25 protein-coding genes are annotated in these 23036 nt (G+C 71.8%); 19 read left to right on the plus strand and 6 right to left on the minus strand.

The window, feature by feature from the left end:
- Nucleotides 1–115 precede the first annotated feature (115 nt).
- The 10 genes from atpB to AC0B61_RS24115 all read left to right on the plus strand — a co-directional run bounded on the left by atpB (nt 116) and on the right by AC0B61_RS24115 (nt 8593).
- Nucleotides 116–931: a F0F1 ATP synthase subunit A gene (gene atpB, locus AC0B61_RS24070; protein ID WP_471742800.1), complete on the plus strand. Its 816-nt coding sequence runs from the start codon at nt 116–118 to the stop codon at nt 929–931.
- An 84-nt stretch (nt 932–1015) separates the two neighbouring features.
- Nucleotides 1016–1249: an ATP synthase F0 subunit C gene (gene atpE / locus AC0B61_RS24075; protein ID WP_350504378.1), complete on the plus strand. Its 234-nt coding sequence runs from the start codon at nt 1016–1018 to the stop codon at nt 1247–1249.
- Nucleotides 1250–1286: 37 nt separating this feature from the next.
- Entirely contained in the window at nt 1287–1844 is a 558-nt protein-coding gene (locus tag AC0B61_RS24080) for a F0F1 ATP synthase subunit B (RefSeq protein ID WP_471742801.1), read from the plus strand.
- Nucleotides 1841–2656: a F0F1 ATP synthase subunit delta gene (locus AC0B61_RS24085; RefSeq protein ID WP_471742802.1), complete on the plus strand. Its 816-nt coding sequence runs from the start codon at nt 1841–1843 to the stop codon at nt 2654–2656. The genes AC0B61_RS24080 and AC0B61_RS24085 overlap by 4 nt, the downstream gene beginning before the upstream one ends.
- Nucleotides 2657–2812: 156 nt before the next feature.
- On the plus strand, nt 2813–4387 hold the full coding sequence (gene atpA, locus AC0B61_RS24090) for a F0F1 ATP synthase subunit alpha (RefSeq protein WP_471742803.1): 1575 nt from the start codon (nt 2813–2815) through the stop codon (nt 4385–4387).
- 32 nt (nt 4388–4419) lie between these two features.
- Nucleotides 4420–5334, plus strand: coding sequence for a F0F1 ATP synthase subunit gamma (locus AC0B61_RS24095; protein ID WP_471742804.1), 915 nt, complete (start codon nt 4420–4422; stop codon nt 5332–5334).
- Nucleotides 5335–5336: 2 nt separating this feature from the next.
- Nucleotides 5337–6782, plus strand: a complete 1446-nt coding sequence (gene atpD / locus AC0B61_RS24100) for a F0F1 ATP synthase subunit beta (protein ID WP_471742805.1) — start codon at nt 5337–5339, stop codon at nt 6780–6782.
- 184 nt (nt 6783–6966) lie between these two features.
- Nucleotides 6967–7350 (plus strand): F0F1 ATP synthase subunit epsilon, encoded by a 384-nt coding sequence (locus AC0B61_RS24105; protein WP_471742806.1) that lies wholly within the window; start codon nt 6967–6969, stop codon nt 7348–7350.
- 146 nt (nt 7351–7496) lie between these two features.
- Nucleotides 7497–7997: a DUF2550 domain-containing protein gene (locus tag AC0B61_RS24110; protein ID WP_471742807.1), complete on the plus strand. Its 501-nt coding sequence runs from the start codon at nt 7497–7499 to the stop codon at nt 7995–7997.
- Between the two features lie 23 nt (nt 7998–8020).
- Nucleotides 8021–8593: a cob(I)yrinic acid a,c-diamide adenosyltransferase gene (locus AC0B61_RS24115; RefSeq protein ID WP_471742808.1), complete on the plus strand. Its 573-nt coding sequence runs from the start codon at nt 8021–8023 to the stop codon at nt 8591–8593.
- On the opposite strand, the gene AC0B61_RS24120 is transcribed toward AC0B61_RS24115, so the two are convergent.
- Complete coding sequence (locus AC0B61_RS24120) at nt 8590–9228, minus strand: hypothetical protein (protein WP_471742809.1); 639 nt, start codon at nt 9226–9228, stop codon at nt 8590–8592. The two genes, AC0B61_RS24115 and AC0B61_RS24120, sit on opposite strands and share 4 nt — an antisense overlap.
- A 155-nt stretch (nt 9229–9383) precedes the next feature.
- On the opposite strand from AC0B61_RS24120, the gene AC0B61_RS24125 reads away from it, so the two are divergent.
- The 5 genes from AC0B61_RS24125 to AC0B61_RS24145 all read left to right on the plus strand — a co-directional run bounded on the left by AC0B61_RS24125 (nt 9384) and on the right by AC0B61_RS24145 (nt 15453).
- A complete protein-coding gene (locus tag AC0B61_RS24125; RefSeq protein WP_471742810.1) occupies nt 9384–10586 on the plus strand; it encodes a sensor histidine kinase in 1203 nt (400 codons plus the stop codon).
- Nucleotides 10583–11233, plus strand: a complete 651-nt coding sequence (locus AC0B61_RS24130; RefSeq protein WP_471742811.1) for a response regulator — start codon at nt 10583–10585, stop codon at nt 11231–11233. The genes AC0B61_RS24125 and AC0B61_RS24130 overlap by 4 nt, the downstream gene beginning before the upstream one ends.
- A 166-nt stretch (nt 11234–11399) precedes the next feature.
- On the plus strand, nt 11400–12269 hold the full coding sequence (locus AC0B61_RS24135; protein WP_471742812.1) for a 3-hydroxyacyl-CoA dehydrogenase family protein: 870 nt from the start codon (nt 11400–11402) through the stop codon (nt 12267–12269).
- A gap of 370 nt (nt 12270–12639) precedes the next feature.
- Nucleotides 12640–12963, plus strand: coding sequence for an STAS domain-containing protein (locus tag AC0B61_RS24140; RefSeq protein ID WP_471742813.1), 324 nt, complete (start codon nt 12640–12642; stop codon nt 12961–12963).
- Between the two features lie 207 nt (nt 12964–13170).
- Nucleotides 13171–15453, plus strand: coding sequence for a P-loop NTPase family protein (locus AC0B61_RS24145; RefSeq protein ID WP_471742814.1), 2283 nt, complete (start codon nt 13171–13173; stop codon nt 15451–15453).
- Nucleotides 15454–15457: 4 nt separating this feature from the next.
- Here the strand turns inward: AC0B61_RS24145 and nucS are convergent, their stop codons facing one another.
- Nucleotides 15458–16117: an endonuclease NucS gene (gene nucS, locus AC0B61_RS24150; protein WP_360233661.1), complete on the minus strand. Its 660-nt coding sequence runs from the start codon at nt 16115–16117 to the stop codon at nt 15458–15460.
- A gap of 482 nt (nt 16118–16599) precedes the next feature.
- Between nucS and AC0B61_RS24155 the strand changes: the two genes are divergently transcribed.
- The gene (locus AC0B61_RS24155) at nt 16600–16992 is read left to right on the plus strand and encodes an SCO5389 family protein (RefSeq protein WP_471742815.1); all 393 of its coding nucleotides are present in this window, start codon (nt 16600–16602) and stop codon (nt 16990–16992) included.
- Between the two features lie 73 nt (nt 16993–17065).
- On the opposite strand, the gene AC0B61_RS24160 is transcribed toward AC0B61_RS24155, so the two are convergent.
- The gene (locus AC0B61_RS24160) at nt 17066–18214 is read right to left on the minus strand and encodes an LLM class flavin-dependent oxidoreductase (protein ID WP_471742904.1); all 1149 of its coding nucleotides are present in this window, start codon (nt 18212–18214) and stop codon (nt 17066–17068) included.
- A gap of 390 nt (nt 18215–18604) precedes the next feature.
- Between AC0B61_RS24160 and AC0B61_RS24165 the strand changes: the two genes are divergently transcribed.
- Nucleotides 18605–18931 carry an ATP/GTP-binding protein gene (locus AC0B61_RS24165; protein ID WP_471742816.1) on the plus strand — a complete coding sequence of 109 codons (327 nt, stop codon included), beginning with the start codon at nt 18605–18607 and terminating at the stop codon, nt 18929–18931.
- Nucleotides 18932–18956: 25 nt separating this feature from the next.
- Here the strand turns inward: AC0B61_RS24165 and AC0B61_RS24170 are convergent, their stop codons facing one another.
- On the minus strand, nt 18957–19724 hold the full coding sequence (locus tag AC0B61_RS24170; protein WP_471742817.1) for an ABC transporter permease: 768 nt from the start codon (nt 19722–19724) through the stop codon (nt 18957–18959).
- Between the two features lies 1 nt (nt 19725).
- Entirely contained in the window at nt 19726–20757 is a 1032-nt protein-coding gene (locus AC0B61_RS24175; RefSeq protein WP_471742818.1) for an ABC transporter ATP-binding protein, read from the minus strand.
- A gap of 92 nt (nt 20758–20849) precedes the next feature.
- Here AC0B61_RS24175 and AC0B61_RS24180 point away from each other — a divergent pair, with 92 nt between their 5' ends.
- Together AC0B61_RS24180 and AC0B61_RS24185 are read left to right on the plus strand one after the other, a co-directional pair.
- A complete protein-coding gene (locus AC0B61_RS24180) occupies nt 20850–21647 on the plus strand; it encodes an alpha/beta fold hydrolase (protein WP_471742819.1) in 798 nt (265 codons plus the stop codon).
- A complete protein-coding gene (locus AC0B61_RS24185; RefSeq protein ID WP_471742820.1) occupies nt 21644–21964 on the plus strand; it encodes a hypothetical protein in 321 nt (106 codons plus the stop codon). Before AC0B61_RS24180 ends, AC0B61_RS24185 begins: the two co-directional genes overlap by 4 nt.
- A 79-nt stretch (nt 21965–22043) precedes the next feature.
- On the opposite strand, the gene AC0B61_RS24190 is transcribed toward AC0B61_RS24185, so the two are convergent.
- Nucleotides 22044–22973: a coiled-coil domain-containing protein gene (locus tag AC0B61_RS24190; protein WP_030057505.1), complete on the minus strand. Its 930-nt coding sequence runs from the start codon at nt 22971–22973 to the stop codon at nt 22044–22046.
- Between the last annotated feature and the right edge of the window lie 63 nt (nt 22974–23036).

The raw sequence follows: 23036 nt of genomic DNA on the forward strand, positions 1-23036 counted from the left end.
GCCGTCGCGCGGGGTCGGCGAGAAACCCATCAAGTTCCAGTGCCGCTCCGTGGTCGCAGGCCACGCCGACACACCGAGGTTGCCGTAACCATGCGTCACGACGAAGGAGTCCGCGGTGAGTGCTGAACTCACGTCCTCGCTCGCCTCAGGCAGTTGCCACTTCGGGGACGCTGGCTGCGGCTTCCCGGCCCCGGGCCTGAACGAGTTCCAGTTCAAGCCGATCTTCTCGGTCGGTGGCGTCGACTTCAACAAGCCGATGCTGCTGTCGATCATCGTCGCGCTGCTGGTGGTCGTGTTCTTCTGGGCCGCCTTCGCCAAGCCGCGCCTGGTCCCCGGCAAGCTGCAGCTGGTCGGTGAGATCGGCTACGACTTCGTCAAGCGTTCCATCGTGATGGAGACGATCGGCAAGAAGGGCGAGAAGTACGTCCCGATGCTGGTCTCGATGTTCTTCTTCGTCTGGTTGATGAACATCATGTCGATCATCCCGTTCGCCCAGTTCCCGGTGACGGCGTCGATCGCGTTCCCGGCGGGTCTGGCCGCGGTCGTGTGGATCACCTACATGACGCTGACCTTCAAGAAGCACGGCTTCGTCGGCGGTCTCAAGAACCTCTGCTGGCCCTCGGGCATCCCCGGCTGGGTCATGTTCATCCTGGTGCCGATCGAGTTCTTCTCGAACATCTTCGTGCGCCCCTTCACGCTCGCGGTCCGAGCCTTCGCGAACATGTTCGCCGGCCACCTGCTGATCGTGATGTTCTCCATCGCCTCCTGGTACCTGCTCAGCCCGACCCTGGGCGCGCTCTACGGCTCGGCCTCCTTCGTGGTCGCCGTCGGCCTGACCGCCTTCGAGTTGCTGGTCCAGTTCCTGCAGGCCTACATCTTCGTGATGCTGGCCAGCAGCTACATCGCCGGTGCCCTGGAAGAAGCGCACTGAGCCTCGCAGCTCCGGCTGCCTCCCCTCCCGAACGCCCGGTGGCCAACCACCACCGGTCCACCACCCCGCAAAGGACAAGCTGAAATGCAGAACCTCGCTGAGGTCTACGGTTCCGTCGCCTCGATCGGTTACGGCCTCGCCGCGATCGGCCCCGGCATCGGTGTTGGTCTCATCTTCGGTAACGGTGTCCAGGCCATGGCCCGTCAGCCCGAGGCTGCCGGCCTGATCCGCTCCAACATGTTCATCGGCTTCGCGCTGACCGAGGCGCTCGCCCTCATCGGCATCGTCATGCCGTTCGTCTTCGGCGCCGGCAAGTAATTCCCCGCCGTTAGACCCTTTCGAGGAAGGTCCAGATATGAGCATCGCGGCTCAGCTCGCGGCCGAGGAGACGATGAACCCTCTCCTCCCCAACTGGCCCGAGATCGTCATCGGCCTGCTCTGCTTCTTCATCGTCTTCGGTCTCCTCGGCAAGAAGCTCCTCCCCAGCATCGAGAAGGTGCTGTCGGAGCGTCGGGACGCCATCGAGGGCGGCATGGAGCGCGCCGAGGCCGCTCAGGCGGAGGCTCAGGCCGTGCTTGAGCAGTACCGCGCCGAGCTCGCCGAGGCGCGCCACGAGGCTGCCCGCATCGTCGAGCAGGCTCGCGAGCAGGGCGCCGCCCAGCTCACCGAGATGCGCGAGGAGGGCCAGCGCCAGCGCGAGGCCATCGTCGCGGCCGGTCACGCCCAGATCGAGGCGGACAAGAAGCAGGCGACTGCCGCCCTGCGTCAGGACGTGGGCTCGCTGGCCACCCAGCTGGCGTCCCGCATCGTGGGTGAGTCCCTGGAGGACCACACCCGCCAGAGCGGCGTCGTCGACCGCTTCCTGGACGAGCTGGAGGCCAAGGCCGCCGTTGCTCAGGGTGCGGCCAAGTGATCGGCGCCAGCCGTGAGGCCCTCGGCGCCGGCCGGCAGAACCTGGAGAGCCTGACCGACTCCACCGCGGTGGACCCGGCCAAGCTCGCCGAGGAGCTCACCGCCGTCACGGCCGTGCTGGACCGCGAGGTGTCGCTGCGCCGAGTCCTGACCGACCCCTCGCGGTCCGGCCAGGACAAGGCCCAGCTCGTCAGCTCGCTGCTCACCGGTCAGGTTTCCGGCGAGGCCGTGGACCTGGTCTCCGGGCTGGTCCGTTCCCGCTGGTCGGGTGCGCGTGACCTGGTGGACGCGATCGAGGAGCTCGCCGCGTACGCCGAGATCATCGCCGCGGACCGGGTCGGCGTCCTGGACGACGTCGAGGACGAGCTGTTCCGCTTCGGCCGGGTGGTGAGCGGCTCGCACGAGCTGCGCGCCGCGCTGACCGAGCCGAAGGCCGGCGCCGTCGCGAAGGCCGAGCTGATCAGGAAGCTGCTCGGCGGCCGCGCCAACGCCGGCACCGTCCGACTGGTCACCGCCCTGGTCAACGCACCGCGTGGCCGTAGCCTGGAGCAGGGCCTGGAGTCCTACTCCAAGCTCGCCGCTGCGCGCCGTGACCGCATGGTGGCCCTGGTCACCACCTCGGTGCCGCTGTCGGACGCCCAGCGGGAGCGCCTGTCCGGCGCTCTGGGCCGGATGTACGGCCGCCAGGTCCACCTGAACATCGACGTCGACCCCGAGGTCGTCGGCGGCGTCCGGGTGCAGATCGGCGACGAGATCATCGACGGCACCGTGTCGAGCCGCCTCGAAGGCGCTCGCCAGTCGCTCGAAGGCTGAGCACCGAAGCAGCACATCCGACCCTCGGTCGGGAAACCGGTTCCCCAAGGAGCCGGTACATCGTACGGCCGGTTCATACGACCCGGCCGAGAGTCGAGTACTTGCGGCCCTCAATGGCGGGCCGAGGATCGCAAACTAGGAGAGCAGGGAAGCCTGATGGCGGAGCTTACGATCCGTCCGGAGGAGATCCGGGACGCGCTGGCCGACTTTGTCCAGTCGTACCAGCCGGACGCCGCTTCTGTGGAAGAGGTCGGTACGGTCACTGACGCGGCGGACGGCATCGCGCATGTCGAGGGCCTGCCCTCGGTCATGGCGAACGAGCTGCTGAAGTTCGAGGACGGCACGCTCGGCCTCGCGCTGAACCTCGACACCCGCGAGATCGGTGTCGTCGTCCTCGGTGAGTTCGGCGGCATCGAGGAGGGCCAGACCGTGCGCCGCACGGGCGAGGTCCTCTCGGTTCCGGTCGGTGACGGCTACCTCGGCCGCGTCGTGGACCCCCTGGGCAACCCGATCGACGGCCTGGGCGACATCGCGGCCACCGGCCGTCGTGCCCTCGAGCTGCAGGCCCCCGGCGTCATGGCCCGCAAGTCGGTCAAGCAGCCGCTGCAGACCGGCATCAAGGCCATCGACGCGATGACCCCGATCGGCCGCGGCCAGCGTCAGCTGATCATCGGCGACCGCCAGACCGGCAAGACCGCGGTGGCCGTCGACACGATCATCAACCAGCGCGACAACTGGCGCTCGGGCGACCCGGAGAAGCAGGTCCGCTGCATCTACGTCGCCGTGGGCCAGAAGGGCTCCACCATCGCGTCCGTCCGCGGCGCCCTGGAGGAGGCCGGCGCGCTGGAGTACACCACCATCGTGGCCGCTCCCGCCTCCGACCCGGCCGGCTTCAAGTACCTCGCCCCGTACACCGGTTCGGCCATCGGCCAGGAGTGGATGTACGACGGCAAGCACGTCCTGATCATCTTCGACGACCTGTCGAAGCAGGCCGAGGCCTACCGCTCCGTCTCCCTGCTGCTGCGCCGCCCGCCGGGCCGCGAGGCGTACCCGGGTGACGTGTTCTACCTGCACTCCCGTCTGCTGGAGCGCTGCGCCAAGCTCAACGACGCCCTGGGCGGCGGCTCGATGACCGGTCTGCCGATCATCGAGACCAAGGCCAACGACGTCTCGGCGTACATCCCGACCAACGTCATCTCCATCACCGACGGCCAGTGCTTCCTGGAGTCCGACCTGTTCAACGCCGGCATCCGCCCGGCCGTGAACGTCGGCATCTCGGTCTCCCGCGTCGGTGGCTCCGCCCAGATCAAGGCCATGCGCTCGGTCGCCGGCCGCCTGCGTCTGGACCTCGCCCAGTACCGCGAGCTGGAGGCCTTCGCCGCCTTCGGTTCCGACCTGGACGCGGCCTCCAAGGCCCAGCTGGAGCGCGGTGCGCGCATGGTCGAGCTGCTCAAGCAGGGCCAGTACCAGCCGTTCCCGGTCGAGGAGCAGGTCGTCTCCATCTGGGCCGGTACCACCGGCAAGCTGGACGACGTCCCGGTCGCCGAGATCCGCCGCTTCGAGCGCGAGTTCCTGGACCACGTCCGCCTGCAGCACAAGGACCTGCTCGCCGGCATCGTCGAGACCGGTCTGCTCGCCGAGGGCACCGTCGACGCGCTGACCACCGCGATCGAGGCCTTCAAGCAGGGTTACCAGACGGCTGACGGCAAGCTGCTCTCCGAGCAGGCCTGAGTCCGGTAGCGAGGGAAAGGACGTAACGACCCATGGGAGCACAGCTTCGGGTCTACAAGCGCCGGATCCGCTCTGTCACCGCGACGAAGAAGATCACCAAGGCGATGGAGATGATCTCCGCGTCGCGCATCGTCAAGGCGCAGCGCGCGGTGGCCGCCTCCACTCCGTACGCCGATGAGCTCACCCGGGCGGTGACGGCGGTGGCCACCCGGTCCAACGCCAAGCACCCGCTCACCACCGAGAACCCGAACGCCGCGCGTGCCGCCGTGCTGATGATCACGGCGGACCGCGGTCTGGCGGGCGGTTACTCGACCAACGCCATCAGGGCCGCCCAGGTGCTCACCGAGCGCCTGAAGGCCGAGGGCAAGGACGTGGTGACGTACATCGTCGGCCGCAAGGGCGTCTCGTACTACACGTTCCGCGGTCTCACGATCGCGGGCTCGTGGACGGGATTCTCCGACAAGCCGACGTACGGTGACGCGAAGACCGTGGCGGCCGACCTGATCGAGGCCTTCACGGCCGAGACGGGCGGCGTGGACGAACTCCACCTGGTCTCGACCGAGTTCGTGTCGATGCTGACGCAGAACGCGGTGGAGGCCCGGCTGCTGCCGCTGAAGCTGGACGAGGTCCAGCTCAGCGACCAGACGCCGGCCAAGTCGGAGATCTTCCCGCTGTACGACTTCGAGCCGTCGGCGGAGGGCGTCCTCGACGCACTGCTGCCGCGGTACGTCGAGAGCCGGATCTACAACGCGATGCTGCAGTCGGCTGCCTCCGAGCACGCCGCCCGTCGTCGCGCGATGAAGAGCGCGACGGACAACGCCGGCGAGCTCATCAAGTCGCTCACGCGGCTTGCCAACTCGGCCCGTCAGGCCGAGATCACCCAGGAAATCAGCGAGATCGTCGGTGGCGCCAACGCGCTGGCCGACGCTAGCCGCGGGAGCGAATGAGTATGACCACCACTGTTGAGCCGACCACGGCGACGGGCCGCGTCGCGCGGGTCATCGGCCCGGTCGTCGACGTGGAGTTCCCCGTCGACGCGATTCCGGAGATGTTCAACGCCCTGCACGTCGAGGTCGAGAACCCCGACGGCACGGGCAAGAAGCTCCTCACCCTCGAGGTCGCCCAGCACCTCGGCGACGGCGTGATCCGCGGCATCTCGATGCAGCCGACCGACGGCCTGGTCCGCGGTTCGCAGGTCACCGACACCGGCGCCGCGATCTCCGTGCCGGTCGGCCAGATCACCAAGGGCAAGGTCTTCAACGCCCTCGGCGACGTGCTGAACGTCGACAAGGACGAGTTCGAGTCGCAGGTCCAGGTCCGGTGGCCGATCCACCGCAAGGCCCCCGCGTTCAAGGACCTCGAGTCCAAGACCGAGATGTTCGAGACCGGCATCAAGGTCATCGACCTGCTCACCCCGTACGTCACGGGTGGCAAGATCGGTCTGTTCGGTGGCGCCGGTGTCGGCAAGACCGTTCTGATCCAGGAGATGATCTACCGCGTCGCCGAGAACTTCGGTGGTGTGTCGGTGTTCGCCGGCGTCGGCGAGCGCACCCGTGAGGGCAACGACCTCATCGACGAGATGGTCGACTCGGGCGTCCTGGACAAGACCGCGCTGGTCTTCGGCCAGATGGACGAGCCGCCGGGCACCCGTCTGCGCGTCGCGCTCTCCGCGCTGACCATGGCGGAGTACTTCCGTGACGTCGAGAAGCAGGACGTGCTCCTGTTCATCGACAACATCTTCCGGTTCACCCAGGCCGGTTCCGAGGTGTCGACCCTGCTCGGCCGCATGCCCTCCGCGGTGGGCTACCAGCCGAACCTGGCCGACGAGATGGGCCTCCTGCAGGAGCGCATCACCTCGACCCGCGGTCACTCGATCACCTCGATGCAGGCGATCTACGTCCCCGCGGACGACCTGACCGACCCGGCGCCGGCCACCACCTTCGCCCACCTGGACGCGACGACCGTTCTGTCGCGCCCGATCTCGGAGAAGGGCATCTACCCGGCCGTCGACCCGCTGGACTCCACGTCCCGCATCCTCGACCCGCGGTACATCGCGCACACCCACTACGAGACGGCCATCCGTATCAAGGGGATCCTGCAGAAGTACAAGGACCTCCAGGACATCATCGCGATCCTCGGCATCGACGAGCTGTCCGAAGAGGACAAGATCACGGTGCACCGCGCCCGTCGCATCGAGCGCTTCCTCTCGCAGAACACCTACGTGGCGAAGCAGTTCACCGGTGTCGAGGGCTCGACCGTGCCGCTGTCGGAGACCATCGAGGCCTTCAACTCGATCGCGGACGGCAAGTACGACTCCGTCCCGGAGCAGGCCTTCTTCATGTGCGGTGGCATCGAGGACCTCGAGAAGAACGCCGCCGAGCTGGCGAAGAAGTAGTCGCGGCCGGTAGCAGCTGAGTGACCGTGAGGGGTGGCCCCCGAGCCTGGGGACCGCCCCTCGCGTCGCATCGGCTGTGATTCCGGTCAAATCCGTGCCGCCGGTTTCATGCCGGAGGCGCGGGGCCGTTATTCTTACCGAAACTCCCGAGTAATCGGGCGTTGCATGAGCCTAGGAGCCCACGTTGGCTGAGCTGCACGTCGAGCTGGTCGCAGCCGACCGCAAGGTGTGGTCCGGTGCGGCCACCATCGTCGTCGCCCGTACGGCCTCCGGTGACACCGGCATCATGCCGGGGCACACCCCGGTGCTGAGCGTGCTGGAGACCGGACCGGTCACCATCCGCACGGTGGACGGCGGCACCGTGATCGCCGCGGTGCACGGCGGCTTCATCTCCTTCGCCGACAACAAGCTGTCTCTGCTCGCGGAGATCGCCGAGCTGGCGGACGAGATCGACGTCGCGCGCGCCGAGCGCGCACTGGACAAGGCCAAGTCGGGCCTGGACGAGCACGCCGAGCGGCGTGCCGAGGTCCGACTGTTCGCGGCGCGCGGCCTCAAGGCCCACGCCTGAGTGTGCCGGACCCCGGCTTCGGGGTCGACCGACGGTCCCGGGGACGCGCGAGCGTGACCCCGGGACTGTCGTCGTAGTTGGTAGGTCAGGGCGGTCGCTTGATACGACCGCTACGGGGAACGCGGGTAGCGAGGAGGTAGGTGAGCATGGTCCTCGCGCTTGTGGTGTGTGCGGCGGTCGTGGCCCTCGGTGTGATCGGCCTGGTGGCCTTCGCCGTGCGCCGCCGCCTGATCCAACGGGTGGGCGGCACGTTCGACTGCAGCTACCGGCTCAAAATGCCCGCCGACGCCTCGACCCAGCCCGACCTCGACGAGAACGGCAAACCCACCTCCGCCCCGGTCCCCCCGACCGACGGCAAGGGGTGGGTTTTCGGTATCGGCCGGTACAGCGGCGACTCGATCGAGTGGTTCCGGGTGTTCTCGTACGCCCCGCGCCCGCGCAGGGTGCTGCCGCGCCGGGAGATCGAGGTGCTCGGCCGGCGCTACCCGGAGGGCCAGGAGGAGTTGGCCCTGCTCTCCGGCTCGGTGGTGCTGCGCTGCCTGCACAACGGGGCGCCGCTGGAGCTGGCGATGAGCGACGACGCGCTCACCGGCTTCCTCGCATGGCTGGAGGCGGCCCCGCCCGGGCAGAGGGTCAACGTCGCCTGACGGTGCCCGGCTAGGGTGGCCGCATGGTCAATCTGACGCGCATCTACACCCGTACCGGCGACGACGGCACCACCGCGCTCGGTGACATGAGCCGGACCACCAAGACCGACCCGCGGCTGATCGCCTACGCCGACGCCAACGAGGCGAACGCGGCGATCGGGGTGGCCCTCGCGGTCGGGGCCCTGCCCGAGGACGTGGCGGCGGTGCTCGTCCGGGTCCAGAACGACCTGTTCGACGTCGGCGCGGACCTGTCGACCCCGGTGGTCGAGGACCCGAAGTACCCGCCGCTGCGGGTGCTGCAGTCCTACGTCGACCGGCTGGAGGGGGACTGCGACCACTACCTGGAGCAGGTGGAGAAGCTGCGCAGCTTCATCCTGCCCGGCGGCACGACCGGCGCGGCCCACCTGCACCTGGCCTGCACGGTGGTGCGGCGGGCCGAGCGCTCCACCTGGGCGGCGATCGCGGAGCACGGCGACACCGTCAACCCGCTGACCGCGAAGTACCTCAACCGGCTCTCCGACCTGCTGTTCATCCTGGCCCGGGTGGCCAACAAGGAGCGCGGCGACGTGCTCTGGGTTCCGGGCGAGAACCGCTAGGAGCGCCGTCCGACCGTCTCGGTGCCCTCGGCACTCCGGGCATCCTCGGCCTTCTCGACCTTCTCGACCTCGACGACCCGGCCGTTCTCGACCGGCACGCCCGCCGGCGCCTCCTTGGGCCACCGCGAGTAGCAGGCGGCCACGACCACGTTGACCACGGCCGTGATGCCGAGGCGCCAGTACCACTGGGCGAAGGTGCCGTAGTGGGCGGTGCCCCCGGAGAGCGGGACGAGCAGGGTGATCAGGCTGAGCGTGATCGCCGCGGAGACGACGGTGCGACCGGCGATCTGCCACTCGTACCTGGTCCGCTCCGGGCCGTACTTCGGCGAGGGCAGCGGCTTGGGGCCGCCGGCGAAGCGGTGCAGGAAGTGCCGGTCGGCCCAGCGGACCAGCGAGGGGCCGTAGCCGACCGAGAAGCCTGCGTAGCTCGCGGCGAGCGCGTGCGTCCAGCTCGCCTCGGCGCCGCCGCGCAGGTCGAGCACGGTGAGCGCGTACAGGGCGAGGTCGACGGCCGGGAGGCCGAGCAGCAGCACGGTGCTGGTGCGGCGCCACCGCAGCAGGTAGCGGGTGGAGAGGGCGAGGCCGAGCACGATCCACCAGGAGATCTCGGCGGCGACGATGAGGGTGATGATCACGTTGTGCTCCCGGGCGTTCGGCGGTGGGTCCAGCCTCGGGGGCGGGTGCGGCCGTGTCGTCGTCGTGCGGTGCCGTCCGGGCCTGCATCTTTCGATGTAGCGGGCTCGTCCGTGGACCGGAGCCGGGCGGGCTGCCGGGGATGGTGAGATGGGGTGTGCTCGTTCCGTCCCTCTCCCCGCGCCGGCTGGACCGGCTGATCGCGCTGTGCGGCCTGCTCGGCGGCACGGTGCTGATCGTCTTCCGGGTGTACGACAACGCCGACCACGTGCCGGTCTGGGCGGTGGCGCTGCCGATGCTGGTGATGGCCGGGCTGGAGCTGGGCCGGCGGACCAGGCCGGTGCTCGCGGTGTCGGTCGGCGGGCTCGCCTTCGCGGCCGGCCTGCTCACCGGCAGCCTGCTGGCGACGCTGATCATGTACACCGATCTGCTGTACGCGGCGGTGATCTACGGCGGCCGCCGGATGTCGCGGGTGCTGCACCTGACCGGCGGGTCCACCGTGCTGGTGCTCGCGGGCCTGGCCTGGTACGCCAACGGCACCTCGACCGGGCTGCTGATCGCGGTGCTCAGCGCGCTGGTCTTCCTGGCGCCGGTGTGGACCGGCGACGTGGTGCGCAAGCACCGGCAGGAGGCGGACACCGAGCGGCTGCGGGCCGAACAGACCGCGCTGCTCTCGGAGATGGACCGGCGCGAGGCGGTCGGCGCGGAACGGGCGCGGATGGCACGGGAGTTGCACGACGTGGTGGCCAACCATCTGTCGGCGATCGCGATCCACGCCACCGGTGCGCAGTCCGTGGCGAGGCGCCGGAGCCTGCCCTCGGACGACCCGCTGGTGGAGGTGCTGGCGGTGATCCGGGAGAACAGCGTCCAGGGATTGGCCGAAATGCGTCGCATGATCGGACTGCTCCGGGACAGCGGCGGGGGAGAGGTCGACGAGTCGTACGCGGCGCCGGACCTGGCCGCGGTGGACGCCCTGCTGGCCAAGGCCCGGGCGGCCGGCCTGGACGTCGGGCTGGACTTCGAGCTCGCCGAGCACGGCGAGCGCGGCCAGGTGCCGGTGCCGGTCGGGCTGGCCGCGTACCGGATCGTCCAGGAGTCGCTGACCAACGCGCTCAAGCACGCCGGCCCCGGACTGGTCCGGCTGCGGCTGGAGTTCGGGCCCGAGGAGCTGCGGATCGCCGTCGACAGCCCGTACCGCGGCGAGCCGGGCCGCGGACTCCCCGGGGCCCGGGCCGGGCTGGTGGGCATGGCGGAGCGGGCCGGGCTGCTCGGCGGGAGTTTCGAGGCGGGGCCGAAGGACGGGTACTGGAGCGTGCGCGCGGTGCTGCCGCGGGCACAGGAGAGCGAGGGGCGGGCATGACGATCCGGGTGCTGGTGGCGGAGGACCAGGCGGCGGTACGGGCGGCGCTGGTGATGATCCTGCGCGCCGAGCCGGACTTCGAGGTGGTCGGGCAGGCCGCCGACGGCGAGGAGGCCGTCCGGCTGGCCCTGGAGCTGCGGCCGGACGTGGTGCTGATGGACGTGCAGATGCCTCGGCTGGACGGCGTCTCGGCGACCCGCGAGGTGGTCGCCGCCGGTGCCGCCCAGGTGCTCGTGCTGACCACCTTCGACCTGGACGAGTACGTCTACGGCGCGCTGCGGGCCGGCGCGGCCGGGTTCCTGCTCAAGGACCTGGAGGCGGACACCCTGGTCGAGGGGATACGGACGGTGGCGCGCGGGGACGGCATGCTGGCGCCGTCGGTCACCCGACGGCTGATCGGGTCCTTCGCCCGCTCGGAGCGGCAGGTCGGGCCGGAGGCCCGGGCGGCGGTGGGCGGGCTGACCGGCCGTGAGCGGGAGGTGCTGGCCTGCATCGGGGCGGGGCTGTCCAACGGGGAGATCGCGGCCCGGCTGGAGATGGCCGAGGCGACCACGAAGACGCACGTCAGCCGGATCCTGGCGAAGCTGCGGCTGCGCAGCCGGGTGCAGGCGGCGATCCTGGCCCAGGACCTCGGACTGACCATCTGATCACCTGACCAGGCCGGTTGCAGATCACACTCCCGATTGCTATTGCGCGCGGGGTTCGGGCACTAGAGTCCGCGTGAGCGATGCGGCTCGTGAAGGCGGTCACCCCTGCCCTGAGCCGCCTTCAGGGCCCGCCCGCGGGGCGGCGACGGCATCGGGAGACCCAGCCATGAGCAATGCGTCCAGCAAGCAGATCGCCGTGATCGGCGCCGGCCTGATGGGCGCCGGCATCGCCCAGGTCTCCGCGCAGGCCGGCCACCCGGTGGTCCTGCGGGACGTCACCGAGGAGGCGCTGCAGCGCGGCCTCGCGGGCATCCGCGCCTCCTACGGGAAGTTCGTCGCCAAGGGCAGGCTGAGCGCCGAGGACGCCGAGGCCGCACTGGGCCGGATCACCACCACCACCGACCTGGGCGCCGTCGCCGAGGCCGACATCGTGGTCGAGGCCGTGTTCGAGCAACTGGACGTCAAGGAGGCCGTGTTCCGCGAGCTCGACAAGCTCGCCAAGGACGGCGCCGTGCTGGCCTCCAACACCTCCGCCATCCCGATCACCCGGATCGCCGCCGCCACCCGGCGCCCCGAGTCGGTCGTCGGCGTCCACTTCTTCTCGCCGGTCCCGATGATGAAGCTGGTCGAGCTGGTGCGCGGCTACAAGACCAGCGACGAGACGCTGGCCACCGTCCGCGCCTACGCCGAGGGCGTCGGCAAGGAGGTCGTGGTGGTCAACCGCGACGTGGCCGGCTTCGTCACCACCCGCCTGATCACCGCGCTGGTCGTCGAGGCCGCCAAGCTGTACGAGTCGGGCGTCGCCACCGCCGAGGACATCGACACCGCCTGCCGCCTGGGCTTCGGCCACGCCATGGGCCCGCTGCAGACCGCCGACCTGACCGGCGTCGACATCCTGCTGCACGCCGCCCAGAACATCTACACCGAGACCAAGGACGAGAAGTTCGCCGCCCCGGAGATCATGGCCCGCATGGTCACCGCCGGGGACCTGGGCCGCAAGAGCGGCCGCGGCTTCTACCCGTACGAAGGCAAGTGAGCCGACGGGGTCGAACGACCGGGTGGGCCGTACGGGCGAAGCATCGTTCGGCCCGCCCCGCGGGGCGCGGGTGAGTTTCCTCACGCCGGGTGCCGCAGACGGGTGATTTGGGCGGTAATCGAGCGTAGGTGTGGAGACTTCCTGCGTATATTCCCTCGGACGAGTGAAGTTGCTTCAGATCCGGCCGGAACCAGCAACCTGCGGAGCCGGTTCACCGTCAGATGAGGGAACCCGGCATTCCGACCGGGTCCGGGTGTGGGGCCGCGGCCCGCCCGGAACGAACCCGCCCGGAACGGCCCCTCACTCCCGCACCCGGTACGGCCGGGGTGGACCCGCCCCGCACCAGGCCTTCCAGGCGAAGGAGGAGAGCATGCGCATCACCGGCGACCACGCGGCGCTGGCCATCGAGGGCCGCCTCGACGTGCGCACCGCCGCCGACGCGCGGGCCCAGCTGCACCGGGCCGTGGACGGCGGCCTCGGCGACCTCGTGCTCGACCTCGCCCGACTGGAGTTCTGGGACGCCACCGGCCTCGGAGTGATCATGGGCACCCACCGGCGGGCCGGCCGGATCGGCCGCCGCCTGGTGCTGCGCTCCGTCCCCGCGCAGCTCCAACGACTGCTGGTGGCCACCAAGCTGCACCGCATCCTCGCCGTCGACGGCGGCATCGCCGAAGCGCACGGGATCGCCCTGTAACGCGCCTGGTCAGCGCCCTCCACCGGCCCCGCCCCGGGACCGCCCTGCACGGGCGGGCCCGGATGTGCGAGAGTCTGCCCGTCAGAAGACGGCCGCCGGGGCTGCCCCAGACCGCCCGCGGCCACGACCGGGACGTCCGCGGCCATGACCGGGGCGTCCGCCGGCCGGCGCGCGGCGCCGGCGGCCGAGCACGATGCGGAGCAGAACGTGGCACAGCCATCCGGGGAGTTCCGGCAGGAGGCCGTCCGCACCCGCGGCGGCGAACTGGTCTCCGGCGGACTGCTGGTGGGAGTCGGCGCCCCGGACGGTTCCGAGGCGCGGCCCTGCCCCGAGGAGTGGCGCCCGCGCCCGCGCCGGATCGAACGCAGCGAGCCCGCCCGCGGCCCGGTCGGCGGCGTCGGCCGCGCGGTCGGCCCGCTCGCGCTCGGCGCGGGCCCCGCCGACCTGCCGCTGCTGGACCGCGAGGCCGACATCGCCGAACTGCTCGGCCTGCTCGCCGAAGGCCGCTCGATACGCCTGGTCGGCCAGGCCGGCTCGGGCCGCAGCTCCCTGCTGTCGGCCGTCGCCGAGGCCGCCGCCGACCTCGCCCCCGGCGGCGTCGTCCAGCTGTGCGGCCACCGCCGCACCGTCGCGGACCTGCTCCAGGACCTGTTCGCCGCCACCCACCACGCCCCCGGCTACCGGCCCGACCCGGGCCGGCTCGCCGTCCACCTCGCCGAGCTCGCCGCGGTCGTCGTGATCGACGCCGCCGAGCCCTCCGGCGCCGAACTGGAGCAACTGCTGGCCGCCGCGCCAGGCTGCGCCTTCCTGGTCTCGGTCGCGCCGGAGAGCCCGCCGCTGCCGGCCGACTCCCGGATGCGGGACCACCTCGTCGCCGGGCTCTCCCGCTCCGCCTGCCTCACCCTCACCGCCCGGCTGGCCGGGCGGCCCATGGACGTCGCCGAGAAGGCCTGGGCGGTGGACCTCTGGTTCGAGTCCGAGGGCCTGCCGCTGCGCTTCGTCCAGGCCGCCGCGCTGCTGCGCCAGCGGGACGTCGCGGTGGACGCGCTGGTCGCCGCCGAGGACGACCGGCTGGACGTCTTCGGCGCCGTCGAGGGGCCCGTCCGCGACGCCGACCCGGCGGTCCGGGAGAACGCGCTGCGCCGCACCGTCCCGCTGCCCTCGGTCGCCGAGACGGCCTCGCCCGCCGTGCGGCTCGCCGAGGGGCTGAGCGAGCCCGCGCAGGCCGTGCTGCGGCTCGCCGTCGCGCTCGGCGGCGAGTGCCCCACCGCCCCGCACCTGCCCGCGCTGATCGACGTCGGCCAGGGCGAGGCCGCCCTCGCCGAACTCGCCGACGCCGGACTGGCGGTGTCCATCGGCGGGCACCACCGGCTGACCGCCGGAGCACTCGACCTGCTCGCCCCGCACTGGCCGCCCCTCGGCTGCGTCGACGGGGCCGCCCAGCACTTCGCCTGGTGGGTCGGGCACAGCTCGGTGACGCTGGAACAGATCGCCGCCGAGGCCGAGGTGCTGATCGGCGTCCTGCTCGCCGACCGGACCGCCGGACGGCACGAAGCGGTGGTCAAGCTCGCCCGGGCGGCGGCGCCCGCGCTGGCGCTGGCGCTGCGCTGGGGCGCCTGGGAGCGGGTGCTGCAGCTCGGCCTGGAGGCGGCCCGGCGCAGCGGCTCGGCGGTCGACCAGGCCTGGTTCCACCACGAGGCGGGCGTGCACGCGATCTGTCTCCAGCAGCCGTCCCGGGCCGTCGCCGAACTGGAGACCGCGCTCACCCTGCGGGCGGCCGCGGGGGAGCAGCGCGGTGTGGCCTCCGCCCGCCGGATGCTCGACCTGCTGCACGCCGACGGGCGGCAGCTGCCCGCCGGGCCGCCCGCCGCGGTGTCCAGCCGGGGCCCGGTCATCCGCAAGATCGCGGCCCGGGTGCCGGCCCGTCTGAAGTCCAGCAGGCGGCGTCGGGTGGCTGTGGTCTCCGCGGCCGTCCTGACCCTGGGCGTGCTCGGGACGGCGGTGGCGATGAGCTTCGCCGGGCCGGACGGCCACCAGGGCAACGACCCGCACAGCGGCCGGCTGGACGACGGCGGCGGCGTCCAGGACCCGCCGTTCCCGCTGCCCTCCGGCAGCACCGGCCCGAGCACGGTCGGCACCGCGCCGGGCGCGGCGACGGGGCAGCCCGGCGGCAGCCCGGAGCCGTCGGGTAGTGCCGGCGCGTCGCGCTCGCCGAGCCCGTCGGCGTCGAAGAAGCCGAGCTCCTCGCCGGGGGCGACCGGGTCGCAGGCCCCGCAGCAGTCGCAGTCGCCCGCGCCGGGCCAGCCGCAGCCGCCGGTGCCGCAGCCGGGGCAGTCCCAGCCGCCCCAGCCGACCGGGGCGCCGTCGACGAATCCGGTACCCAGCACCACCTCGACGCCCCCGGCGCCCACCCCGAGCAGCACGTCGCCGACGTCGTCCATGTCGCCGACGGCCCCGAGCGGGACGGGCGCCCCGACCGGGACGCGCTGAGCGGTCAGAACAGCTTGAGCTTGTCGTCGTCGATGCCGCGCAGCTCGTCGTAGTCCAGGACCACGCAGCCGATGCCCCGGTCGGTGGCCAGCACGCGGGCCTGGGGCTTGATCTCCTGCGCGGCGAAGACGCCCTTGACCGGGGCCAACAGCGGGTCGCGGTTGAGGAGTTCGAGGTAGCGGGTGAGCTGTTCGACACCGTCGATCTCGCCGCGGCGCTTGATCTCGACGGCCACCGTGGCGCCGTCGCTGTCGCGGCAGAGGATGTCGACCGGGCCGATCGCCGTCGGGTACTCGCGGCGGATCAGCGACCAGCCGGTGCCGAGCACCTCCATCCGGTCCGCGAGCAGCTCCTGGAGGTGTGCCTCGACGCCGTCCTTGATCAGGCCCGGGTCCACCCCGAGCTCGTGGGACGAGTCGTGCAACACCTCCTCCAGCGTGATGATGAGCTTCTCGCCGGCCTTGTTCTCCACCGTCCAGACCCCGTCGGCCTCCTTGAGGACGCACGGCGGGGACATCCAGTTGAGCGGCTTGTAGGCGCGGTCGTCGGCGTGGATGCTGACGCTGCCGTCGGCCTTGACCAGGATGAGCCTGGTGGCGGAGGGCAGATGGGCGGAGAGCCGACCGGCATAGTCGACTGAGCAGCGGGCAATTACGAGACGCACGGTCGACCACGCTAGCCCACCGGGGCCAGTTGATGCGATTCCACGACGACGGGGTGAAGAAAGCGCGAACCCCGCGAACATGGAGGGTCAGCGGTTCCCGCTCCCGTCCGTTCGTGGTCTGGCGCCCATCCCCTGGGGTCGCTACGGTGTGTGACGGCACGCTTGCGGGATCGCTGTCAACGGGGATGGAGACTTCCGATGAACGATCCGACAGGATCCGGCCAATCTGGTGCACCGAGGCGGGTTTCCGGAGCAATCCGCAGGAATGACCGGCCTGCTCCGCTGTTCACTGACACGCTGTCCTGAGCGCGGTCGGTGTTCGGGACGTCACGTCCCGTGCCCGTCGCCACTGGTCGCGAAGGTGCCGGAAACGCCCGCTCCACGGTGTTCCGGACACCACGCGCGATACGCCCACCTCATCTGAGCTTGGACTACGCATGACCACCCGGGCGCCGCGCGGGTGGACCGTGAGAGGAGAATCCATGTCGCTCGACGTCTCACCGGCCCTGCTGGAGAAGGCCGAGCGGGGCGAGGTCGACGAGCGGGAATTCGTCGACTGCGTCCGCGTCTCCCTGCCGTACGCCTGGGACCTGATCAGTTCGCTGGTCGCCCAGGCGAAGGTCGACGGCACCGACTTCGCCGACAACCACGTACCCCCGCCCAGTGAGCAGGCCCGCGGCCAGCTGCTGCGCGCCCTCGCCAGCGATGCCATCCGGGGCGCCCTGCAGCGCCACTTCGGCGTCCGGCTGGCCTTCCAGAACTGTCACCGGGTCGCGGTGTTCGTGCCGTCGGAGGCCAATGAGGCGCGGTTCACGCGCTTCACCTCCGTCCGGGAGCAGCTGCTCAACCAGTCCGAGGAACTGCGGGACTGCTGAGCGCCCGATCTCGACCGGCACGGTGCCGGCCGCCCCGTCCCCCGGTGCGGGGGGAGGGGCGGCGGCCCGGGCCTCAGCCCAGCTGCGGCAGCACCTCGGAGCCGAGCCGGGCGATGTTGTGCAGCGTCGCCTCCTGGTCGCCGCTGCCCTCGGCGAGCAGGGCGAACCGGCGGATGCCGGTCCGTTCGGCGGTGGCCAGCAGCCGGTCGGCGCACTGCCGCGGGGTGCCCACCGCGTGCAGGTCGCAGAGGAGTTCGGTGTACTGGCGCGGGTCGCGCATCTTGCGCTCGCGGCCGTCCACGGTCCGGTGGGCGCCGAGCCCGTACTCGAACCAGCCGGGCATCGCGTTCAGCAGGGTGGACCGGGCCGCCGCCGTCCGGTCGTCGACCTGGGCGACCCCGGCCGCGACGTGACGGCGGCCCACCCGGCGCAGCTGCTCCTCGCTGCGCCCGGCGGCCAGCCAGGCGGTGCGGTACAGCTCCAGCATCCGCAGCTTGTCCTCGTCCCCGGAGTGCATGCCGAGCAGCATCGGCAGGCCGCGCTCGGCGGCCATCCGCACCCCGCCCGGCGAGGTGCAGGCGACCACCACGGGCGGACCGGCCTTCGGCCGGCCGGAGGCGGTGAGTTCCTCGCCGAGACCCTCCTCGTCCTGGCGCTGGCGCGGGAGGCGCACCGGGCCGGACTGCTCGCCGAGGCCGAGCCAGCTGCTCAGGCCGGGCCGCCGCACCGGTTCGGTGGCCCGCGGCACCACCGCCACCTCGGGGAACTCGAACTGCGGGCCGTCCGCGCCCACCCGGGAGCCGCGCAGCCAGCGCAGCAGCAGGTCCAGCCGTTCCGGGAAGCCGTTCTCGAAGGCGGCCACGCCGTCGCCGAACACGTCCAGGTCGATCCACGGCCCGCCCCGGCCGACCCCTAGCGTGAAGCGCCCGCCGGAGGTCAGGTGCAGCAGCGCGGCCTGCTCGCCGAGCGCGACCGGGTGCCGGGTGGAGAGCACGCTGACCGCCGTGCCGACGCCGATCCGGCGGGTCCGCCCGAGGAGCAGCGCGGCCAGTGTGGCGGCGTCCGGGCAGACCCCGTACGGCACGAAGTGGTGCTCGGCCAGCCAGACGCTGTCCAGGCCCGCGCGCTCGCCTTCGACGGCGGACCGGACGGTGCGCTCCAGCGCCTCGCCGTGGCTCTGCCCGGGGAACTGCGCGGACAGCATGAACAGGCCGACCCGCACCGGCGCGGTGTCCGCCGGCCGCGCCCCCGCGCGCTGGGCCGCGGGCAGCGGCTCGCCGGCGGCGGCCGTCACCGGGGGGACGGCGGTCAGCGTCGGACCGGGTGCGGGCGGTCGGACCCCGACCGGCCGACGGGTCTCGGCGCGGGTGCTGGTCTTGGTCATCCTTGGGCCTCCTCGGGTGCGCGCAGGGTCTGCGGGCCCCGCCTCTTCCCCTTGTGGGTATCCGATGTCATGTGCCAATGGCACGCGGAACCCCGAATTTCCCCGATGATCGGGTGGATCTCGGCAAAAACGCCGGAGCACCGGGGGGAGCCGTGATAGAGGCCGTTCAGGAGGCCGGCCGGCCGTAGGCTGGAACGGCCCACAGCCCCGGAAGAGAGGCAGTCCGCCGTGTCGCCGCGCCGCAACCGGATCAAGAGCGCCGCCGCCCCCCACGAGAGCGCCGAGACGGCCGCCCCACTCGGTGGCTCGCTGCGCCGCACCGAGAGCTACCAGGGCGACGACTGGGTGGTCCAGACGGTGGCCGGGACGGCCGGGCGGTTCTACCGCTGCCCGGGCTGTGACCAGGAGATCCCGCCGAGGACGGGCCACGTGGTGGCCTGGCCGATGCACGGCGCGGGCGTGGACGACCGGCGGCACTGGCACCGGGCGTGCTGGGGAGCACGGGAGCGCCGGGCCTCCAACGTCCTGCGAGGCCGCGGCGCTCCGCGCTACTGAGCCCCCGTACGGGGGCCGAACCGCCTTACGCGTCCCGCTTCTTGAGCACCAGCGCGCCGCCGGTCAGGGCCGCGGCCGTCCAGGCGAGGCAGATCAGGAAGCCGGGCCACGGCCCGTACGGCTGGCCGTGCTGCTCGTACACCAGCAGCATCCGCGAGCCCGCGTAGTCGGGGAAGTAGTGGGCCAGGGTCTTGACCTTCGGCACCGCCGAGAGGATCGGCGAGAGCAGGAAGAAGAACGGCACCAGCACGCCGAGCGCGAGCGTCTGGTTGTGCAGCATCGTGGTGACGCCCGCCGAGAACAGGCAGAGCATCGTCAGGTACAGCGCGGCGCCGAAGACCGCGCGCAGGACGTGCGGTTCGCCGATGCCGGTGGAGTGCGAGCCGAGCAGCGCCTGGCCGACGAAGAAGGTGACGAAGGCCGTCACCACCGAGACTCCGAGGGCCATCGCGCCGAGCACCGCGGCCTTGCCGGTGAGCAGCGTGCCGCGCTGCGGGACGGCGGCCAGGGTGACCCGGATCATGCCGGTGCTGTACTCGTTGCCGATGGCCAGCACGCCGAAGACGATGATGGCGAGCTCGCCGAGCATGATGCCGGAGAAGGCCGTCCCGGTGGCGTCGAACGGGGACTGGTCGTTGCGGCGGAACTCGGCGAAGTTGTTGTTGGTGAGCAGGGACAGCAGCGCGCCGATGCCGACGGTGACGACGAAGGTCAGCGCGAGCGTCCAGACCGTCGAGCGGACGCTGCTGATCTTCGTCCACTCGGAGCGCAGGATCGCCGGGAAGGACGCCATCTCAGTTCTCCTCCTGCCGCGTGGCGGTGGTCTGCCGGGCGCCGTCGGCCTTCCAGCCGGAGCCCCAGGCGACGGGCGCGTCCCCGGCCGCGTCCCGGTGCGGGCCGCCGGTCGTGTCCGAGTCCGGTCCGCCGCCCGCGTGGTACTCCACCGAGTCGGCCGTCATCTGCATGAACGCCACCTCCAACGAGGCCTGCTGCGGGCTGAGTTCGTGCAGCACCACACCGTTGGCCGCGGCCAGTTCGCCGAGCCGGGCGAGGTCGCCGTCGACGACCTCGTAGGAGCCGTCCGGGCCGGGCTCGTGGCGCAGTCCGGCGTCTGCCAGCACGTCGAGCAGCCGCTCGGGCTCCGGGCTGCGTAGCCGTACGGCGGAGCGGGAGTTGCGCCGGATGAACTCCGGCATCGGCAGGTCGGCGAGCAGCCGGCCCTTGCCGATGACCACCAGGTGGTCGGCGGTGACGGCCATCTCGCTCATCAGGTGGGAGGAGACGAAGACCGTCCGGCCGTCGGCGGCGAGGCGCTTCATCAGGTTGCGGATCCAGAGGATGCCCTCCGGGTCCAGGCCGTTGACCGGCTCGTCGAACATGACGATCTCCGGGTCGCCGAGCAGGGCGGAGGCGATGCCCAGGCGCTGGCCCATGCCGAGCGAGAAGCCGCGGGCCCGCTTGCGGGCGACCGGGGTGAGGCCGACCAGGGCGAGCACCTCGTCCACCCGGCGCTCCGGGATGCGGTTGCTCTGGGCGAGCCAGAGCAGGTGGTCGCGGGCGGTGCGGCCGGGGTGGACGGCCTTGGCCTCCAGCAGCGCGCCGATGTACTTGAGCGGCTCGCTGAGCTGCCCGTAGCGCTTGCCGTCGATGGTGACCCGGCCGCCGGTGGGGCGGTCGAGGTCGAGGATCATGCGCATGGTGGTGGACTTGCCGGCGCCGTTGGGACCGAGGAAGCCGGTCACCACTCCCCGCGGGACGGTGAAGCTGAGCCGGTCCACCGCGAGCGTCTTGCCGTAACGTTTGGTCAGGTCGTGCAACTCGATCATTCGCGCTCCCTTGCTCTCTGGCAGGCTAGGACAAAGCGGATATCGGGGCCCGCTGAGTGGGCCCCTCGGGCGCTCCGGAATACGGTGGGCCCATGACCCAGCTCCCCTCCGCAGTGTCCGTCCGCGAGAGCGGTACCGGAACACCCCTCGTGCTGCTGCACGCCTTTCCGTTGAACGCCTCGATGTGGTCGTCCCAGCTGGACACGCTGCCCGGCCTGACCGGGGACGAGGCCCGGGTGCTCGCCCCCGACCAGCGGGGGTTCGGCGGCACCGAGCTGGGCGTCGACGAGCCCTCGCTGGACCGGGTCGCGGACGACCTCGCGCTGCTGCTCGACGCGGCCGGGATCGAGCGCGCGGTGGTCGGCGGGATCTCCATGGGCGGCTACGTGGCGCTGGCCTTCGCCCGCCGCCACCCCGGGCGGCTGTCCGGGCTGCTGCTGGCCCACACCCGCGCCACCGCCGACACCGACGCCGTCCGGGCCAACCGGGAGCGGATCGCGGCCGCCGTCACCGCGCGGGACAGCGTGCAGCTGCTGCTGGACGAGCAGGTGGCGGCCGGGCAGCTCGGGCCCGACTCGCAGCACCTCGTGGCGCGGGTGGAGACGATGCTCGCCGCCGCGTCCCCGGCCGCCGTCGCCTGGGCCCAGCGGGCCATGGCGGCCCGCCCGGAGGCCCTGGACGTGCTGGCCGCGCTACGGGTGCCGGTCGCCGTCGTGGCGGGCGGCCAGGACCCCCTGGTGGCGCCGGAGGAGGCCGCGCTGATGGTCCGGGCCCGCCCGGACGCCGAGCTGACCGTCATCCCCCGGGCGGCCCACCTGAGCCCCCTGGAGGCGCCCGAGGCCTTCGACGCCGCCGTCCGCGGCCTGCTGGCCCGGGTGGCCGCCGGATGAGCCAGGAGAGCCAGGACGCGGCCGCCTGGGACTACTCGGCGCTGGAGGTGAGCGGCCGGATGCCCGTGACCAACCGGAGCGAGGGGCTGGTCGAACTGACGCTGGAACCGCTCGGCGAGGACTACTGGATGCGGCCGGGGGAGACCTTCATCGTCACCTCGTACGGCGACTACGGCCCCGGGCACCCCTTCGAGGTGCAGTACTGGCCCGACTCGGTGTCGGTCTGGTGCACCTCCTGGTTCGGCACCGTCTCGGACGACGAGGGCAACCAGCTCAGCAGCGGCCACCAGCGGCCGGACGGCGCCTACCCCCGGTAGCAGAAGGACCCGAGGTGATGACGGCGCGACAGCCGACAGGCCCTCACCCTGGCGGGTGAGGGCCTGCGGTGTCCCGGCGTCAGCGCGACTGCTGGGCGGGCACGCCCATGGTGTCGTCGTTCGGCAGCGAGGCGGCGGCCACGGCCGCGCCCGTCAGCGTCGCCAGCATCTCGCGGACGTTCGTCAGCTGCGCGTTGATGCTGTCGCGGCGGTTGGTGAGCGCCGCCAGCTCGCGCTCGGACTCGCTGCGGATGCGGTCCGCCTTGGCGTTGGCGTCCGCCACGATGTCCTCGGACTGGCGCTGGGCCGTCTCGACGGTCTGGCGGGCGCGGCGCTCGGCGTCGGTGCGCAGCTTCTCCGCCTCCAGGCGCAGCTGCTCGGCCCGGTGCTCGATCTCGGCCAGGCGCTTCTCGGCCTTGGCCTGACGGGCGGCCAGGTCCCGCTCGGACTGCTCGCGGCGCTTGGCCAGGTTGGTCTCGAACTCCAGCGCGGCCTGGGCGGCCTTGGTGCGGGTCTCCTCGAAGAGGGCGTCCGCCTCCTCGCGCTTGTTCTGGGCGTCCTTGTTGGCCTCGGCCCGCAGCTGGGCCGCGTCGCTCTTGGCCTTGTCGACGATCCGCAGGCCCTCGTCCTCCGCCTTGGCCTTGCGGTCCTTGGCGTAGTTCTCGGCCTCGGTGCGGACCTGCTGGGCGGCGGCCTCGGCGAGCTCGCGGTGCTGCTCGGCGGCGCGGTGCGCCTCGTCGCGCAGGTCCTTGGCCTCCTCCTCGGCGAGCCGCAGGATCTTCTCGACCCGGGCGCCGAGACCGGCGTACGAGGGCTCCTGCTCGACGACCGCCGCCTGGGCGGTCTGGGTCTCGAGGTGGAGCTCCTCGATGCGCTTCTCCAGCGCGCTGATCCGGGTCAATGCACTGTCACGGTCGGCCACCAGCTTGGTGATCCGCTCGTCGACCTGGGCGCGCTCGTACCCACGGCGCACCAGGTCGAAGCCGTGAGGGGAGTGACTGTCGCTCATGGGGTTCTGGGCTTCCTGTCGTCAAACCGCTGAGGTGGTTGAGGGAATCCTGACACGGTACCG

Source organism: Kitasatospora sp. NPDC023385 (genome assembly GCF_055664045.1).